We start from the raw sequence: 15,204 nt of genomic DNA on the forward strand, positions 1-15,204 counted from the left end.
GGCAATGATAACGTCAAAGAATTAAGAACTATCTTTTTAGCCGATTAAGGCATAAGAGGGGCCGTCCGACCGCCTAGAGGTCGACCCGCTCCACCCAGGTGGTCAGCCGCTCGCCATCCAGGTCGATCACCCGGTAGCCGGGACGGGAGGCCTGGTCGATGGCGAACTCGGGGGAGCCGCCGAGAAACTGGTCGGTGGTGGCGGGCGTGCCATAGACCGCCACCTCACCCTCGGGCAGGGCCCGCGCCCCGGCAAAGGCCTGGTGGATATGCCCGCAGAGCACCGCCTTGACCTGGGGGTGAGGCGCCAGGGTCTCCCAGAAGGCCTCGCCGTCGGCCAGGCCGATGGCGTCCATCCAGGCGGAGCCGATGGCCAGGGGCGGATGGTGCATGGCCACCAGGGTGGGTCGCTCGTCCATGGCCAGGGCGCTGGCCAGGTCAGCGAGGCGCTCGGCACCCAGTTCGCCATGGGGCTGGCCGATCACCCGGGTATCGAGCATCAGCAGCCGCCAGGCGCCCAGATCGAGCTCGTCGTGGAAATCGCGGGCCTCGGCCATGAAGTCGCCGTGATCGTGATTGCCGGGCAGCCAGAACCAGGGGCACTCCATGGCGGAGAAGGCCTCCGCGGCGTGGCGATAGGAGGCGGGGGTCTCGTCCTGGCTGACATCGCCGGTGACCAGCAGCAGGTCGGGGCGCAGCCGCCGGGCATGTTCCAGCACCCGATGCAGCTGGCGCAGGGGCACGCCGGTCCGGGAACGGGCCTCGGGGTCGGCATGCAGGTGACAATCGGTGACTTGCACCAGGCGCATCAATTCAGCTCCGGCAGATCCAGGGAGTGACCATGGGCCAGGGCATGCTCCAACCATTCGCCGAGGAAGCGGTTGATCTGCAGCTTCTCGTCGGGCTGGTGCATGCGGGCATTGGGGTAGCGGTAACGCCCATGAAAGTGGCGCTGGCGCTGGAAGTCGGTGACCTCGGCCATGCGCACGTCGTGATAGAGGTGCACCAGCATGCGCGGTGCCTCGACGAAGGCGTCCATGACGCCGCTCTGGGAGACCCGCAGGCGGCTGGTGTAGGGGGCCTGTTCGACCAGTTCCAGCCACAGGGAACCGTAGCGCTGGTCGCGGCCGCGCAGGGCGATCTCGCGGGTCTCGCCGGGGCCGAGCTCCCCCACCAGGCGCGACAGGCGCAGGTAGTTGATGCTGCACTCGGCCTGCAGCCCCTTGAGGTCGGATACATAGGCGGCTCTTGCCATGGCGTTACCTCCGTGCTCGCAATGCGGCCCGCTCCCGCGCCAACCAGTGGAAGGCGATCAGGCACATGGCGTTGTCGAGTCGTCCGGCCTCGAGGAGTTCCCAGGCCTCGCCGAAGGGTAGCACATGTACCTGGATATCCTCGTGCTCGCTGTCCAGGCCGTGCACGCCCCCCAGGCCGCGGCTGTCGGTCAACCCCAGGTAGAGGGTGACCCGCTCGTTGCAGGCGCCGGGGCTGGGGTAGTAGGTGTGCAGCTCGATCAGCTCGTCGAGGCTGCAGCCCGCCTCTTCGAGGGCCTCGCGGCGGGCCACCTCGGCGGGGGCCTCCCCCGCCTCCACCAGGCCGGCCACCGGTTCCAGCTTCCAGGGGCCCAGGGGGTCATCCAGGGCGCCGGCACGCAACTGCTCCACCAGCACCACGCGATCGCGCTCCACGTCATAGGGCAGCACGCCCACGGCGTCCCGGCGCACATGCACCTCGCGCTTGATGGCGGGGCTCCAGCCGCCCTGGAAGAGGCGGTGGCGCAGGGTGCGCTCCTCCAGGCGGAAGAAGCCCTGATGCAGGCGGGTGGTCTCCAGGCGCTCCACATCAGTATTGCCGAAGCGGGGCCGGAGCAGGGTCAAGGATCGGTCGCCGGTATCGGCCATGACACCTCCGGGGTCAGCGAAGGAGCCATTATCCGGTCATGGGGCGGCAATGCCAACCGCCGGGGCATCGCCTTCGCCATGGCAGATCCATGACGGAGCGGATTACTCGAGGCGGCGCAGCAGGGCCCGGGCCTGGGTACGCAGGGCCTCGTCGGAGGCCTGGCGCTCGGTGCGCGCCTCGCCCTCCAGGGCACGGCGGGCGTGTTCTCTGGCCTCGTCCTGACGTCCCGATTCGGCGAGGAACTCGGCGTAGTAGAAGTTGACGTCGATGCCCTGGGGGCGAATCGCCAGGGCCCGCTGGAACATCGCCTCGGCGGTGTCGTCATCGCCGAAGCCGATCAGCCCGCCCGGCACCCGATCGTAGAGCGCGCCCAGGGTCACATAGGCGGAGCCATTGAGGCCCTGGGGGTCGAGTTCGATGGCCCGCTCCAGGGCCTCCCGGGCGCCGCGGGCCCGGTTCAGGGCGCCCAGGCCGCCCCGCTCCCGGGCCTCGGAGGCGAGGATAATGCCCTGCCAGGTCAGCAGCTCCGCGGCCTCGGGATACTGCCTCACCAGGGCCTCGGCCCGCTCGGCCAGGGCCGCCAGGGCATCGCGTTGCTCGCCGGGCTGGGTGGTGACCCGCTCCCACTGCTGTCGCAGCTCGGCGGCCTCCTGCTGCTGAGCGAAGGCCGGCGGCGAGAGGGCGAGGCCGAGCCCCAGGGCCAGGGCCAGGGCCAGGGCCAGGGCCAGGGCGGAGAGGGGATAACGCTTGCGCATGGTCGGACTCCTTGCTTGTTGTTGTGGCGATGACTCACCCGGCACTCTAACGAACGTTTGAATCATGCCCTAGCCCACCAAAGTCGTAGGCGCCCCTTGGCGGCGTCGGATCGGCGCAGTATGGTCGCAGCAATAGTTCCAAGGAGAGCCCGCATGAAAGGCCGCAATATGACCCGCTGGCGCGATCCGGCCAAGGACCCGCGCCAGGAGCCCAAGAGCCACCTGATCACCGCCGAGGGCGCCGAGCGCCTGCGTGGCATCCTCGACCACCTCTCCCGGGTCAAGCGCCCGGCCCTATCGGCCAAGGTGGGCGAGGCGGCAGCCCTCGGCGATCGCAGCGAGAATGCCGACTACACCTACAACAAGAAGGAACTCAACCGGGTGATCGCGCGGATCCGTTACCTGACCAAGCGCCTCGACGAGCTGCAGGTGGTGGATCGCCTGCCGGCGGACACTTCCCGGGTCTACTTCGGCGCCTTTGTCACCCTGGAGGACGACGACGGCGAGGAGATGACCCTGCGTATCGTCGGCCACGACGAGACCGATACCGCCAAGCGCTGGATCAGCATCGACGCGCCCCTGGCCAAGGCGCTGCTGGGCAAGGAAGAGGACGACGAGGTGACGGTGGCCGCCCCCGGCGGCGAGACCACCTATCTGATTACCGGGATTCGCTACCGGGAGCCCAGCAGCAAATAATCAGCGTTTGATGGCTCGATAGACCCGGAAACGGCGGTCGTCGGCGAGGATCTCGAAGCCGCCGAAGCTGGCCTCCAGCAGGTCGGGATAGGGCAGGAAGGCATTGGCCACCAGCCACAGCTCGCCCCCGGGCGTGAGATGCTCGGGGGCCTCGCGAATCAGCCGCCCCGCCGGCCCATAGTCGATGGCCCGCTCCTGATGAAAGGGCGGGTTGCTGATGATGCGCTCGAAGCGCGCCCCCTCGGGCAGCCCCGAGTAGACGTCCCCGGCCACCACCTCCCCGGCCAGGTCGTTGGCGGCCAGGCTGCGCCGGGTCGCCTCCACCGCGAAGGCGTTGATATCGGTGGCACTGACCCTGGCCCCGCGGCGGGCCAGCCAGCAGGCCAGGATGCCGTCGCCGCAGCCCATGTCCAGGGCGCGCAAGGGGCCCTCGGGCAGGCGCGGCGCCAGGGTCTCCAACAGCAGCCGGGTGCCGTCGTCCAGCTTGCCATGACCGAAGACCCCCGGATGGCTATGCAGGGTCAGTCCCTCGGCCTCGAGGGTCTGCCAGGCCAGGGCCGGGTCGAGGGCCACCCGCCCCACCCGGGTCTCGAAGAGGCTGCAGCGCCGGGCGCTGTCGCGCTTGCGACAGCCCAGCCCCAGGGCCGCCAGCACCTTGAGCACCCGCTTGATGCCGCCGTTGTTCTCCCCCACCAGCCACAGGGGGGTGCCCTCGGGCAGGCGCTGGCAGAGCGACAGCAGCCACCACTCCCCCAGGGCATGGCTCTTGGGCCAGAACAGCACCGCCCCCGGCACCTCGCCCAGGGGGGCGGTCGAGAAGGGGTCATGGACCACGCCACCCCGGGCGCGCCAGTCGGTCGACTGGGCCGCATCGCCACTGAGCAGGGCGGCGTCTCGCGGGGTGAGCCAGGCGTCCCGGGGCGGGGCCACCCAGAGCCAGTGGCGGTGGTCCTGCTCCTGGCGTTCGAGGAGTTGGCAGACGGGGGTCTCGGCGGGCATGGCGGTCACTCGGGTTTGTGCAGGGTATAGAGCAGGTAACGCCCCAGGCGCCAGTGGGGCTCGACGTCGCAGTAGCGGCGCTCCAGCGCCAGCAGCTGCTTCAGCTGCGCCTCGTCGGGATGGCGCTCGCGCAGGTAGTCCTGGAAGACGCGGATCCCCGCCACGGCGGTGATCTCGAGCCCCCGGGCCTCGGCCCAGGTGGCGATCTGGTCATGGGTCAGCGGCGAGATGGGGGTCAGGCGCTGGCGCCGGCCGGTGCCCTCCAGGCGGTCCGCCAGGGCCTTCTCCAGGTTGCCCTTGACCACATTGGAGAAGCGCAGGGCGTCCCGGTTGAAGACCATCAGCGACAACTGGCCGCCGGGGGCCAGCAGACCCGCCAGGGTGGCCAGGGCCGCCTCGGGGTCGGCCAGCCACTCGAACACCGCATGGCAGACGATCAGCGGCCAGGGCCCCGGAGCCGCCTCGGGCAGGCGCTGCAGGGGCTCACGCAGGAAACGTACCGACTGCCCCGCCAGGGCCTGCCGGGCCCGGGCCAGCATCTCCTCGGCGGGCTCGGCCAGGGTCACGTCGTGGCCACGCGCGGCGAACCAGGCGGCCATCTGCCCCAGGCCACCGCCCACGTCGAGCAGCGGCTGGCCGCCGAGCTCGAGCTGGCGGGGCAGGCAGTGATCGAGCAGCGCCAGGCGCAGGGCGCCGCGGGGCGAGCCATAGAGGCCGGCGGAGAACTTCTCGGCCAGGCCCTCGAAGTGGCGATCGCCATCGGCGGAGAGGGGCGCGTCGCTGGGCAAGGTGGCAGATCCTGAGGTCAAGGGGGTGCCCATTCTATCCGCTGTGCGGCTCGCGGCGAACCTTAGGCTCTGTACGAAAACTGCCTGCGCTCGCCCATACGGCGTTAAAAATCGGCTCAAAGTACTCATTTACACCGCGTAAACTCCGTCTTTTCGCCGATTTTTGCCTTGTCTGGCCATCGCTCGCCGACTTTTCGTACAAAACCTAGGAACGACCGGCGCCTCCGGCCTCCTGGTCGCTCTCGGGGCGCGGCTCAGGACGCACTTCCAGGGGCAGACGGCTCGCCCAGTTCACCTCCCGCTCCAGTTGGGCGGCGAACTGCAGCAGGCGCCGTTCGCTGCCCATGGGGCCCAGGCACTGCACCCCCACCGGCAGTCCCTGCGGGGTAATATGTAGCGGCAGCGACATGGCCGGCTGGCCGGTCAGGTTGGCCAGCTGGGTAAAGGGCGAGTAGCGCAGCGACTCCCGGGCCAGGGACTCGAGCCCGCCCGCCCTGAGGGCCAGGGCGGCGGCGCCGGGCAGCGCCAGCAGGCCCATCAGGGCCTCCCGCCAGCGGCTCGGATAGAGACTACCGCGCCGTGGCGGCGGGGCGCTGAGCACCGGCATCAATAACAGGTCGAAGCGACGATGGAAGGCGCCCATGGCGCGCCCCAGGGTGTTCCAGTGGCGCTTGGCCAGCTCGTAGTCGCGAGCCTTGAGGTGACGGCCGAGTCGCGCGATGGCGCGGGTGGCCGGTTCGATCGCCAGCCGCGACTCCCTGACCCCGGTCTGCTCGGCGATCCATGCCAGGTCGGCGCTCAGGTGCCCCAGGTAGAGCGTCAGGTAGCTGTGGGCCAGGGCCGCGCCGTCCACCGGGGGATCACCCCATTCCACATGATGCCCCAGGGCCTCGCAGCGCCGTGCCGCGGCCTCCAGCGCCTCGCGCACCTGGGGGTGCAGGGTCGCGCCCAGGGGCGCGCTTAGCGGCTCGCCCAGGGACACGGCGATGGTCAGCGGCTCCGGGGCGCGCTCCAGGGCCGCCAGGAAGCCGCTCTCGTGGCGCACCGGATAGGGCCCGCCCTCATCCATGCCGTTGGTGGCATCCAGCAGGGCGGCGCTGTCGCGGACGCTGCGGGTCAGGGCATGTTCGACGACGGCGCCCTGCCACACCTCGCTATGGGCGGGCCCCAGCGGCACCCGCCCGCGGGAGGGCTTGAGGCCGAAGAGGCCGCACTGGCTGGCGGGAATGCGGATCGAACCGCCGCCATCCCCGGCCCCCGCCAGGGGCACCAGGCCCGCGGCTACCGCGGCGGCACTGCCGCCGCTGGAGCCGCCCGGCGAGTAGTCGCGCCCCCAGGGATTGACCGGGTGGGGAAAGGCCTTGGGCTCGGTGATGCCCATCAGCCCCAGCTCCGGGCAGCCGCTCTGGCCGAGGATCACCAGGCCGGCCTGGCGGAAGCGCTTGACCAGGGTGGCATCCGCCTCGGGCGACCAGTCGGCCAGGGCGGCACTGCCGAAGCTCAGCGGCTCGTCCGCCAGCCCCATCAGCAGGTCCTTGGTCAGGAAGGGCACCCCGGCGAAAGGCGCACGCGGCTCCACCTCACCGGCCTCATGACGGGCCCGCTCGTAGCGCCGGCGCACCACCGCGCCCAACTGGGGGTTGTCCAGGTCGATGGCGGTACAGGCCGCCTCGAAGACCTCCTCGCGACTGACCTCGCCGCTGCGTATCAGGGCCGCCAGCCCCAGGCCGTCATGGCGACGGTACTCATGATCCTTCATTGCCCTTCCCTTACCTCCGCCCGAGCCATCAGCATGATCGAATAGATCAGATGATCAAGTCGTTATCGAAGAAAACGCCAGATAACATTAAAGCTACAATGACATACCGCCGATAACACCTTACCCCCGACTCAGGCCATTGCATCACCCAGGGAGAGACCTCTTGAGCCCATTCCACGGCGACCTCGGCACGCTGCTCGACTTCCCCAGCCTGGCGATCTGCATCAGCGAGGGCGATACCCTCGGCGGCCGACTGGCCTATGTCAATCACGCCTTCGAGCGCCTCACCGGCTACGCTCGCGAGGAGCTGCTGGGTGGTCGCTGTCCGCTACTGGATTCCGAGGGACTGGAAGAGACGCACCGCCAGGCGCTGATGAGCGCGCTGCGTAATGGCCACCCCTTTACCCTGACGCTGACCTGTCGGCGAGGGGATGGCGAGCCCTTCCGCAATGAACTGAGTCTGTCACGCCTGCGCCTCACGGATGGTCGACGCTACCTGATCGGCATCCATCGGGACGTCAGCCAGCGCGAGGCGTATCAGCGTCGCCTGGAACTGGCCCAGGCGGTATTCAACAACACCCATGACGGCATCCTGGTCACCGATGCCGAGAAGCGCATCATCGATACCAACCCGGCCTTCACCGAATTGACCGGTTACCAGCGCGACGAGGCCCTGGGCAAGAAGCCCAACCTGCTCTCCTCCGGCAAGCACGACTCCGGCTTCTACGAGAGCATGTTCGCCGCGGTGGAGAGCCGTGGCTACTGGAGCGGCGACATCTGGAACACCCGCAAGGATGGCAGCCAACTGATCGAAAACACTACGATCTCGGCGATTCGCGACGAAAGCGGCCATATTGCCAACTATATCGGGGTGTTCCGCGATATCACCCAGCGTCGCCTCAACCAGGCGCGGCTCGAGCGCATGGCCAGCTACGACCCCCTGACCGGGCTGTTCAACCGGGAGCACTTCAATACCCTGCTGGAGAGCCAGCTGGCCAGCCTGGAGTATACCCAGAGCGGCCTGGCGGTGTTGTTTCTCGATCTGGACGACTTCAAGCCGATCAACGACAGCTACGGCCACGCCTGCGGCGATGAACTGCTGATCGAGATAAGCCGCCGCCTCAAGCACCTGATGCGCGCCAACGACCTCACCGCCCGCTTCGGCGGCGACGAGTTCGTGATTGCCCTGACCGGCCTGGGCACCGCCGACAAGGCCGCCAAGGTGGCCGGGAAGGTGATGGACGATATCATCCGCCCCTACCAGCTCGACAATGGCGAGCTGGTCAAGGTCTCGGTATCCATCGGCATCGCCTTTACCTCCAGCCACGAGGTCAGCGCCGCCCAGTTGCTGGACGCCGCCGACGCCGCCATGTACGAGGCCAAGCAGCAAGGCAAGAACCGCCTCGCCTTTGCCACCGACCTGGAACGCCAGACGGAGAGCCAGGACGCCTATACCCTGGTCAAGGCGGCCTTCGAGGGCGGCCAGATCGAGCTCTTCTTCCAACCGATCCTGTCGATTCATCGCCGAAGCATCATCGGCTTCGAGGCCCTGGCCCGTTGGCGCCACCCCGAGAAGGGCATACTCGGTCCTCAGCATTTCATCGACGTGATCACCCAGTCGTCGCTGAGCCTGCCCTACGGCCGCTGGCTGATCGACGAGGCGGCCCGGGTCGCCAAGCGCTTCCATGCCGAGGGTCACGCGATCTCCATCGGCGTCAACCTCTCCCAGGATCAGATCGAGACCGGCGCCATCGTCGAATCCCTGGCCTCGGCGCGTCACCACCACGGCCTGACGCACCCCTTCCTGGTGGCAGAGGTACTGGAATCGACCCACTTCCATGACCTGGACCTGGCCTGTGGCCTGCTTCAGGAGGCCCGTAACCTGGGCGCCCAGATCGCCCTGGACGACTTCGGCTCGGGGATCTCCTCCATCACCTATGTCAGCCAGCTGCCGCTGAACACCCTCAAGGTCGATCGCACCGTGACCCGCCATGTGGAGGCGCGGGAGGATCGTCGCCAGTTCGTCAGCGGCATCATCCGCATGGGCCACGCCATGGGGCTGCAGGTACTGGCGGAGGGCATCGAGAGCGAGGAGCAACTGGAGACGCTACGCCTGCTGGGCTGCGACCTGGCGCAAGGCTTTCATATCGGTCACCCCATGGCGGAGAGCGAGATCATCGAGCGCTACCTGGCCCCGACGCGCCCGCCACGCTTCGCCCTCGAGGCGGAAATCGGCAGCCCCTCATGGGTTTAACTTGCCGCCCGGGATCCGTATAATCCTCGCGGCTCGCCCCCTTAGCTCAGCTGGATAGAGCAATCCCCTCCTAAGGGATAGGTCTCAGGTTCGAATCCTGAAGGGGGCGCCACGCCAACCCGCACTTCAGGGCGGCCGCTCTGGCTTCCCGCGCTTATCCAGCCTCTCCGAATCCTCTCCGAGCACCCTACGGACACCGCGAGCGCTTCGTCACGGTAGTCGTTGCTCTTCCTGGATTATTCCAACGCCGCTACCTGCACCCCGTTGCGTCCCAGGCGCTTGGCCCGATAGCTGGCGGCATCGGCGCGCTTCAGGGCCGCCCCCACATCCGCATCGCCCGGCTCGAAGCTCGAGACCCCCAGGCTCAGGGTCGTGGAGTAGCGATGCCCGCCCTTCGCCACCGAGACCCCGGCGGCGGCACGCCGCAGGGCCTCCGCCACCGGCAGCCCCTGAGTCAGGGCACAGCCGGGCATCAGCACGGCGAACTCATCGCCGCCGAGGCGCGCCACCCAGTCACTCCGGCGCACCGAGCCCGATACCGCCCCGGCGAGGCGCCGGAGCAACTCATCGCCCAGGGCATGGCCGCCCTCGTCATTGATCGGCTTGAAGTGATCCAGGTCGAAGAGGATCAGTACCGCCGGTACCGACTGATTGCACCAGTCACTCCAGGCCTCCTCCAGTCGGCGCTCGAAGCCACGCCGATTGAGCAACCCGGTAAGGGGATCATGCTCGGCCTCCCAGCGCTGCTGGGCCTCGATCTCGCGGCGCTCGGTGATGTCCTTGACCATGCCCACGAAACCCAGCAGCCGCGGCCCGATCCTGACCGCCGTGGCGTGTACCTCCAGCCACAGCACGCTGCCATCGGCATGACAGAAACGGCACTGGCGCAGGAACTCCTCGCCACTGGCCAGGGTATGCCGCCACAGGTCCAGGGCATCCTGACGCTCCTCGGGGTGCAGATTGGCATACCAGGGCCAGGAGCGCTTGGCACCATGCCCCACCAGGGCTCGCAGGGCCGGGTTCATATAGGAGGTCTTCCCCGCCGGGTCGGCGACGAAGATCCCCGTCGGGGTCGACTCCAGTACCGCATCGAGAAAGGCCTGGCGTTCCTGCTGGGAAGCGTGACTGGCCGCACGCTCCCGCTCGACCCGGTTGAAGGTGGCCGCCACCTGGTCGAGCTCCCCCATGCGGGTATCCAGGACGATCCGTGAGCGCTCTCCCTGCCCCACCTCGTCGATCTGTCGTTCCAGTTGCCGCAGCGGCGCCAACACCCGACCGATGCGCCAGAAGATCAGCGGCAGCATGACCAGGACGGCGACCCCTCCACCCCAGCCCAGCCGGTGAATCAGCGCCTGCAGTGCCGATTGCATCTCGCGCTGGGGCAGGAAGATGCCCACCACCCAGTTGGCCGGCCAGATCTGCCGATAGGCCTGCAAGGACATCTCCTCGCTAAGCAGGGGCGCATAGGCGACTCCTTCCCAACCATCCAGGGCCAGGTCGGCCCAGGGGGCCTGATCGGGTCCCGGCACCGGCTGTAGTACCAGGGCGGGGTCGGGGTGAAACAGGATGGTGCCCGAGGCGGTGGCCACGGCGGCGAAGCCATGCTCGCCCAGGCGAATGCGCCGCAGGCGATCGAAGAGGCTGCCTTCGGCCAGGTTCACCAGGCCGCCGAGGATGCCGAGAAAGTTTCCGTTTGCATCGTCGAGGGGCAGGCTGATCATCACCAGGGCCTCGCCGCTGGCACGCCCCCGAAAGGGCTCGCTGACATAGGGACGCCCCAGATGACGAGGCAGGCGGAAGAAGTCTTCCGCAGCGATTTCCAGGCCAGTCCGCCCGGGAACGAACGGCCAGTCGGCGACGACTCGCCCCTCGGCATTCGCCACCACCAGGCCATCGAACCAGGCCAGCAGGGCATCGTTATGACGCAGCCCGTCGCGCAGGGACTCGGCATCCAGGGTCTGACTCTCCAACAGCGGCACCAAGCGCTCCAGGGCCGAGATACGCTTGTCGATCTCGGCGGAGAGATCATCGGCGATCAGTTGCGCCTCATAACGCAGATGGGTGCCATTGAGGTCCTCGACCAGGTCCCGGCCCAGTTGCCAGCCAAAGGCAAGCACTCCCGCCAGGACCACCACCCAGGTGGCACTCAGCCCCAGCAGCAGTCGCCCCTTCAGCGACCCCAGACCACCGCGTATTCCCAGAACTCCTTTCAATCGCATCCCTTTTCCTTATGCCAAGCTCCGGCCTGATTATCGCCCGCCGGTGCCCTCTCCTTTAGCACTTGTCAATCCTAGCCTACACCCGGCTCCCCCTGGTGACCCACCCCGCCCGCCATGAGTGCCGGCTCGGTGCGACAAGAGCCAACAAAAATTAGGATACATTTTTATATACACAACCTTTGTCTAGGTATCACTCCATTGTCATCAACGCCATGGCGAGATACCTTGCTCAATCGACGCAAGGGGATAGTTGTCGACCATCCGATGATATCCCCGGATTAATTCGTCAAACAATAAGACCTGCCCGAAGGCAGGTAATGATACGCAATAAAACAAGGAACAAGACGTGACGACTCATAATAAGATCAAGCAAGCCGGACTCTTCTCGACCGCCGCCCTGGCCCTGGCCATCGCCGGCACCTCCCAGGCCTACGAGCTTCAGGTCGGCGAGACCACCGCCAATATCTACGGCTATGCCAAGCTGGATATCATCCATGACCTGGATGCGGATCTCGGCAACAGCGCCAACCGCACCCTGATTCGCCTGGACGATGAAGCCGGCTCCGACGGCCATACCACCCTGCACGCCTTCCAGAGCCGCCTGGGCTTCTCCACCGCCACCCCCGCCGGTGGCAGCACACTCAAGACCACCATCGAGGGCGACTTCTTCGGCGGCGGCGGCGGCAGCTTCCGCCTGCGCCACGCCTATGGGGAGTGGAACGGCGTGCTGGCCGGTCAGACCTGGTCCAACTTCGGCGGCTTCCTGGGCATGAACCCCACCATCGACTTCACCCCGGAGCCGGGCCAGGGCAATGCGGGCCGTCAGGCCCAGCTGCGCTACACCACGGGCGGTCTCTCGGTGGCCCTGGAGGATCCCGAAAACCTCGGCGGCTCGCCGCTGGCCGACGACACCAAGAGCCAGCTACCCGACCTGACCCTGCGCTATCAGGGCGGCGTCAATGGCTTCAACTATGGCGCCTCCGCCGTGCTGCGCCACCTGGAGTATGACACCACCGGCACCACCGACACCGGCAAGGACAGCGCCTTCGGCTGGGGCCTGAACCTGGAGGCCAGCGCCCGGGTGGCCGAGGGGGTGACCCTGCGCGGCTCCCTGACCCATGGCGATGGCATCGGCGGTTATCTGGAAGGTTCTCCGGCGGCCCCGGCCTACCTGGATCCGGCCACCGGCGAGCTGGAGACCATCGGCGCCACCGGCGGCACCCTGGGCATCACCGCCGCCGCCGGCCCCGGCAATGTCACCCTGGGCTATGGCGTGGCCCAGGCCGACCTGGACGAGGCGGTCGCCGCCGGCGCCCTCACCGGCAGCGCCAACGAGACTTTCGAGGTCGTGCACCTGAACTACATCTGGTCGCCGATCCGCAACGTTACCTACGGCATCGAGGCGGGCTATCACAGCCGCGAGGTGGTGGATGGTCGCGACGGCGACGCCCTGCGCCTGCAGGGCATGGTGCAGTACAGCTTCTAAGCCCGCGGGCCGAAAAGCGCCCCTTACCGGCTTACCGCACTTTCGATCTTGCCCCGGCCATTCTCGGCCGGGGCTCTTTATTGCTCCTAAAACAGGACGACGGGCCCATCTGGGCCCGTCGTCCTGTTTCTTGTGGCAGGAGCGAGGCTCGACTAGTCGAGCAGCCGCACCCGCAGCTCGTAGTTATTGACCCCGGACATGCCGGTGCCGAACTTCTGGCCCTGGACGCGAATCCGGTACTGACCCGAGGGCAGCCGCGGCTCGATAGCCACATTGCCGTCGAAGCCCTGACCGGCGCCCTCGGCCACCACACTCCCCTGGCCGTCCACCACCTCGAGCACGATACGGTAGGTGCTCTCGTAGCCCGGCGGATAGGTGGAGGTGGCGATGGCGACCCGGCCCGCCTCGGCCAGCTCGAAGGTCATCACCTCGCCCCGGGCGCGGATCCGCACATCGGTGACCAGCTCGCGCACCTCGGGCTCCTCAGCGGAGGACTCGGCGGCCGCCTGGCGCTCGCCAGGTTCCGCCTCGGCGCCGGCACTCGCCGTATCAACAGCCTCACTACTGGCGCTAGCCACCTCGGCCGAAGCGGCCGCTGACGCGCCGGCGCCAAGACGCACCGAGCGTTCGGCGTTACGCACGAAGGCCTGGTCGCTCTCCTCGCTACGGCTAAAGAGGATACCGCCATCCCCGGAGGCGACGCTGGCCCCCTCGAGACCATGCACGGTCAGATAAAAACCGCGAGAGCCCTGTCCCCGGGCACCGAACTTCTGGCCCTCCACCCGCAGGCGATACTCTCCCGGACTTAGCGCCTGACGCAGCGCCAGGGCCTCGCCTCGGCCCTCGTAGCGGGCCAGCACCGCACCGTCGCTATCCAGCAGTGCCAGGCGCAGCCGGTAGTCGGGCTCGTAGTCTCCCGCCAGTTCGCTGCGCAGCTCATAGGTGCCCGCTTCGGTGACCTCGAAGGCGTGTTCCTGCTCGCTACCGAAATTGAAGGTGCGACTACGGGCATCGCTTTCGGCGTTGAAGAAGCCGGTCAGGTCGAGCTGGCGCCCCTCCTCGCGGAAGCGCTGCTCCATCGTGCTCTGGGCCAGGGCCGACTCGCCGACGGCGAGCCCCGCCACCACCAGGGCCATCGCTATCTTGGAAACGTTCATGGGACTCCTTGTTACTGGCTATCGGAACCACTTTCCTAGGCCACCGAGACTAGCATGTCTAGAGGCGGATCCCGATAAAAAAAGCCGACCCCTGGGGGTCGGCTTTCGATCGTTCGATCAGGCGTTCTGACTGGCGTCAGAGAACGACTTAGAACAGGTAGGTGATACCCACGCCCACGCCGTCGTCTTCGTCGTTTTCCTGGTCGTACCAGGCGGCCTCGACCCAGGTGTACATGGCATCGGAGATATTGTAGGTCGCACCGATGATGACTTCGTTGCGATCGTCTTCATTATCCGGGTCGACGTTCTGGTAGGCGCCGTAGACGTCGCCCATGCCATAGCCGTAACGGGCACCCAGGGCCAGGAAGTCGACATCGCTATCGGCGGCATCGGCATCGAAGCGCTCGGCCTTGGCGGACAGACGCAGGGAGTCGATGGTGTACTGGGCGGTTACGCCGTACTGGTCGCCGACACTATCAACATTGCCGTTGATATCGGTGTAGAGAGTGTTATCCAGGTTGTCGTAGACGGCGGCGATAGAGAAGGCACCCACGGTGTACTTGGCACCACCGAAGAAGGAAGCGTTGCTGCCACCTTCGTCGACACCGCTGTCGGCGGAGTCGAAGTCACCCTTGTACTGGCTACCCACGGCAAACTGGAAGCCGCCGAAGACCGGAGAGGTGTAGGTCACCTTGTCGGTCTGCTGGTTGGCGCCGTCGCCGTGCACGCCGGTGGAATCGGAGACGTCGAAGCCTTCGTTATTGGTGATCGGGTCCTGGATCCAGTCGTCGATCAGCTGGTCGTAGGAACCGACACGAACGTCACCGAAGTCGCCACGCAGGCCAACATAGGCGGTATCGCCGGCATCATCGTCATCAATGTCGGTCGCCATTTCGTCGGCTTTGATATCGTCGAACTCGAGCTTCAGGTAACCGACCAGGCCCGGGTTGATCACGTGCTCGGCGGCGAAACCGAAGGTGGTACCGTTATCGGCGATACCATCTTCGCTGTTACCGTTTTCATCCTGAGTGTTGTAATAGGCCAGCTGGATATTACCGTAGATATCCAGCTTGGTACCGTCCTGGTTATAGACAGTGGCAGCCTGAGCGGAAGCGGCGGAGAGGCCCATGGCGCCGGCGATGGCAGTCGCTAACAGAGTCTTTTTCATCTCGATATGTCCTTACTAGCTT

Annotated in this window: 13 protein-coding genes and 1 tRNA gene; 4 read left to right on the top strand and 10 right to left on the bottom strand. The window is 67.1% G+C overall.

All coding sequences use genetic code 11. From position 1 onward, the window contains the following. Positions 1-73: 73 nt before the first annotated feature. From ACZ5EF_RS14565 to ACZ5EF_RS14580, 4 genes are all read right to left on the bottom strand, one after another. Positions 74-808, bottom strand: a complete 735-nt coding sequence (locus ACZ5EF_RS14565; RefSeq protein ID WP_346061194.1) for a phosphodiesterase — start codon at positions 806-808, stop codon at positions 74-76. Then, entirely contained in the window at positions 808-1,254 is a 447-nt protein-coding gene (locus tag ACZ5EF_RS14570; RefSeq protein WP_346061193.1) for a DUF1249 domain-containing protein, read from the bottom strand. Before ACZ5EF_RS14570 ends, ACZ5EF_RS14565 begins: the two co-directional genes overlap by 1 nt. Before the next feature lie 4 nt (positions 1,255-1,258). Further along, positions 1,259-1,900, bottom strand: coding sequence for an NUDIX domain-containing protein (locus ACZ5EF_RS14575; protein WP_346061192.1), 642 nt, complete (start codon positions 1,898-1,900; stop codon positions 1,259-1,261). A gap of 102 nt (positions 1,901-2,002) precedes the next feature. After that, positions 2,003-2,656 (bottom strand): tetratricopeptide repeat protein, encoded by a 654-nt coding sequence (locus ACZ5EF_RS14580; protein WP_346061191.1) that lies wholly within the window; start codon positions 2,654-2,656, stop codon positions 2,003-2,005. Positions 2,657-2,809: 153 nt separating this feature from the next. On the opposite strand from ACZ5EF_RS14580, the gene greB reads away from it, so the two are divergent. Then, the gene (greB, locus tag ACZ5EF_RS14585) at positions 2,810-3,352 is read left to right on the top strand and encodes a transcription elongation factor GreB (RefSeq protein WP_346061190.1); all 543 of its coding nucleotides are present in this window, start codon (positions 2,810-2,812) and stop codon (positions 3,350-3,352) included. Here the strand turns inward: greB and ACZ5EF_RS14590 are convergent, their stop codons facing one another. The 3 genes from ACZ5EF_RS14590 to ACZ5EF_RS14600 form a co-directional block, all read right to left on the bottom strand. Further along, positions 3,353-4,351, bottom strand: coding sequence for a methyltransferase (locus ACZ5EF_RS14590; RefSeq protein WP_346061189.1), 999 nt, complete (start codon positions 4,349-4,351; stop codon positions 3,353-3,355). A gap of 5 nt (positions 4,352-4,356) precedes the next feature. Next, positions 4,357-5,172, bottom strand: coding sequence for a methyltransferase domain-containing protein (locus ACZ5EF_RS14595; protein ID WP_379730161.1), 816 nt, complete (start codon positions 5,170-5,172; stop codon positions 4,357-4,359). A 172-nt stretch (positions 5,173-5,344) separates the two neighbouring features. Continuing rightward, positions 5,345-6,898 (bottom strand): amidase, encoded by a 1,554-nt coding sequence (locus ACZ5EF_RS14600; protein ID WP_346061187.1) that lies wholly within the window; start codon positions 6,896-6,898, stop codon positions 5,345-5,347. Positions 6,899-7,061: 163 nt separating this feature from the next. Between ACZ5EF_RS14600 and ACZ5EF_RS14605 the strand changes: the two genes are divergently transcribed. Next, the gene (locus ACZ5EF_RS14605; protein ID WP_346061186.1) at positions 7,062-9,152 is read left to right on the top strand and encodes a putative bifunctional diguanylate cyclase/phosphodiesterase; all 2,091 of its coding nucleotides are present in this window, start codon (positions 7,062-7,064) and stop codon (positions 9,150-9,152) included. Between the two features lie 35 nt (positions 9,153-9,187). Next, positions 9,188-9,264: transfer RNA gene (locus tag ACZ5EF_RS14610), tRNA-Arg, on the top strand. A gap of 124 nt (positions 9,265-9,388) precedes the next feature. On the opposite strand, the gene ACZ5EF_RS14615 is transcribed toward ACZ5EF_RS14610, so the two are convergent. Next, positions 9,389-11,371 carry a sensor domain-containing diguanylate cyclase gene (locus tag ACZ5EF_RS14615; protein ID WP_346061185.1) on the bottom strand — a complete coding sequence of 661 codons (1,983 nt, stop codon included), beginning with the start codon at positions 11,369-11,371 and terminating at the stop codon, positions 9,389-9,391. A gap of 346 nt (positions 11,372-11,717) precedes the next feature. Here ACZ5EF_RS14615 and ACZ5EF_RS14620 point away from each other — a divergent pair, with 346 nt between their 5' ends. After that, entirely contained in the window at positions 11,718-12,857 is a 1,140-nt protein-coding gene (locus ACZ5EF_RS14620) for a DcaP family trimeric outer membrane transporter (RefSeq protein WP_346061184.1), read from the top strand. A gap of 152 nt (positions 12,858-13,009) precedes the next feature. Here ACZ5EF_RS14620 and ACZ5EF_RS14625 read toward each other — a convergent pair whose 3' ends face one another. Next, complete coding sequence (locus ACZ5EF_RS14625; RefSeq protein WP_346061183.1) at positions 13,010-14,014, bottom strand: hypothetical protein; 1,005 nt, start codon at positions 14,012-14,014, stop codon at positions 13,010-13,012. A 148-nt stretch (positions 14,015-14,162) separates the two neighbouring features. Next, positions 14,163-15,182 carry a porin gene (locus tag ACZ5EF_RS14630; protein WP_346061182.1) on the bottom strand — a complete coding sequence of 340 codons (1,020 nt, stop codon included), beginning with the start codon at positions 15,180-15,182 and terminating at the stop codon, positions 14,163-14,165. Between the last annotated feature and the right edge of the window lie 22 nt (positions 15,183-15,204).

It is taken from the genome of Bisbaumannia salifodinae (genome assembly GCF_055388505.1).